The 717-nt window shown below is 76.4% G+C and carries 1 protein-coding gene; it reads right to left on the bottom strand.

Going from position 1 to position 717, the window contains the following annotated elements:
* On the bottom strand, nucleotides 1-717 hold a 717-nt coding region (locus tag G5C51_RS42325), incomplete at both ends, for an ABC transporter permease subunit (protein WP_420824923.1).

Genomic DNA, 717 nt, shown 5'->3' with positions numbered 1-717 from the left:
CCGCCATCCCGCCCTGCGTGCCCGCGTCCAGGCCCACCAGCAGCGCCGCGGCCGCAAGGGCGCCGAGCACGCTGTCCGCCCCCAGCACCACCACCGCCGCGAACCACAGCAACGCCCGCACCGGGTCATACGTGTTCGGGTCGAAGGCCTGCATCCCCATCCCGAGCATCCCGCCGCCCAGCGCGGCCAGCGCCGCCCCCGCGACGAACACCCCCGACTTCAGCGCCGGCACCGCCACCCCCGACGCCGCCGCCCCTGCCTCGTGGTCGCGCATCGCCGCCAGCGCCCGCCCGGTACGGCCCCGCCGCAGCGCCCACACCGTCACCACCGCACCGGCCAGCAGCAGCAACTCCAGCACGTAATACGAGCGATCGGGCCCGAACCCCGCCGGCCGCTCCAGCGTCAGCCCCGTGATCAGATCCGGCTGGGCGAAGACGAAGCGGCTCACCGCCACGCCCACCGCCAAGGTCACCAGCGCGAGCGCCAGCCCCTGCCGCCGTATCGCCGGATACCCCACCAGCAGCCCCAGCGGCGCGACGACGACCACCGCGAGCCCCAGCGCGACCAGTTCCGGCACCTCCGGCACCCCGGGCACCCGCCCCGCCGCCAGCAGCGCCGTCAGCAGCGCGCCGAGGCCCGCATACGCCGCCTGCCCCAGCGACACCTGCCCGCCCCGCCCGGTCACGACCACGAGCGACAGCAGCACCACCCCAAGCG

Origin of the sequence: Streptomyces coryli, from assembly GCF_011044975.1 — a bacterium.
GTDB classification, from domain to species: domain Bacteria; phylum Actinomycetota; class Actinomycetes; order Streptomycetales; family Streptomycetaceae; genus Streptomyces; species Streptomyces coryli.
Note: the sequence above shows the minus strand (reverse complement) of the source record. Positions and strands in the feature narration are given on the sequence as shown.